This window comes from Pseudomonas sp. Z18(2022) (assembly GCF_036346535.1).
Taxonomy (GTDB): domain Bacteria; phylum Pseudomonadota; class Gammaproteobacteria; order Pseudomonadales; family Pseudomonadaceae; genus Aquipseudomonas; species Aquipseudomonas yamanorum_A.
In genome coordinates this window covers 1-1,277 of the sequence record NZ_JAOTOA010000062.1, presented here as the reverse complement: position 1 = coordinate 1,277, position 1,277 = coordinate 1, and the positions used below count along the sequence as shown (strand labels likewise).

Sequence of the window (1,277 nt, the reverse complement as noted above, 5' to 3'; positions counted from 1 at the left end):
GGTACTCCTACGCCGCCCCCTCAGTCCCCGAGATCAATGAAGTCCTCCCTTTGCCACCGGCCAAACTCCCTGCCTGGGACGGCAAGCTGCAATGGCTGGAAGCCCGCCTCGCCAACATCCCGCCAGAAAAGCCCAGCGAGGCGTTGATCGAGCAATTGGCCAAGGTCAAGCTCCTCGACCCGGCTACTGGTCAGGGTTTACCGGGATCGCCTGCCTTTAGCCAAGCTCACTTATCCGCACCTAACCGCTATAGCGGCCAAGCCTGCCCGGTCAGTGGTTATTGGGCGGTTGGCTTGCTTCCTCGGCTCCATTACGTGGCAGGTGGGAACGGCGTTCGATGGTTCTCGCAAGGTGAGACCCTGCCGACGCTGTGGGTAGAACGCTACCACGTACGTACTTGGCCGTTCTCCGACAAGGTTACGCGACATGAACGGGCGGTCGAATGGTGCCTGCTTTCATGAGGCACCGCATTTTGGCGGTAAGGCTATGGGCTTGCCGAGGCATGTCACCCATCAACAACCGCCGCATGCAGGTGGGCAGCGAGCTGAATATTGCCCATGGGTGGGTGAGATTTTATTACGGTGAAAAGCCCCTGAAGGATCTTGACTGATGCGCCGGCCCCTTCTGCTCTCAAGCCTGCTGCTGGCTGCCTGTAATAACGGCGGTGCTCTTACTCATATGAATCAGGACATTCCTATGAATCCGATCACCGAGGCTAAGGAAAAACTGGCCTTTACCTGTGTACACGAAGCCAATCCAGAGCCGTCTGCCGAAACCGATGTGTTATTCAAGTACGCCCGGTGGTTACAGAAAAACAACCTGCTCAAACAGGATAAGACCGTCGATGTTGAGATTGAGCGACTGTATCGAATTGCAGCCGAGAACGGTCATTACAAGGCCAATATCAACCTGCAGAATGGCGCCATGCGCGGCCAGTTTGAGTTCCGTGGGGATGAGTATCTGCGTCTGAGCCAGCAACTGATCGACGCTGGCGTGGCAACCGGTTATTACTTTATCGGGATCTTGCTGCAGCATGGAGCCGCTGGTTTGAAGCAGGACGAGGAAATGTCACTGCGCTATTACCGCAAGGCGGCAGATCAGGGCAGTGCCCAAGCACAGTACAATGTGGCAGACATACTGGCGCCCAGCGACATTGCGCCAGACATGGCCCGGAAAATGCGCCGTTGCGCCGCCGAGCAGGGGCACGGTGATGCGGCTTCCGACTTAGGTGTTAACCTTAAAAACAGCATGCAGTACCAAGCTGCACTTGAGGCATT

At 56.5% G+C, this 1,277-nt stretch carries 2 protein-coding genes; both read left to right on the top strand.

Annotated features, from left to right (window positions below; all coding sequences use genetic code 11):
- Positions 1–461, top strand: a 461-nt coding sequence (locus V3W39_RS33580; RefSeq protein ID WP_330214186.1) for a DUF6396 domain-containing protein, incomplete at its 5' end; no start/stop codon positions are given.
- Positions 462–609: 148 nt separating this feature from the next.
- The coding region (locus V3W39_RS33575) for a tetratricopeptide repeat protein (protein ID WP_442968448.1) at positions 610–1,277 on the top strand (668 nt) is incomplete at its 3' end.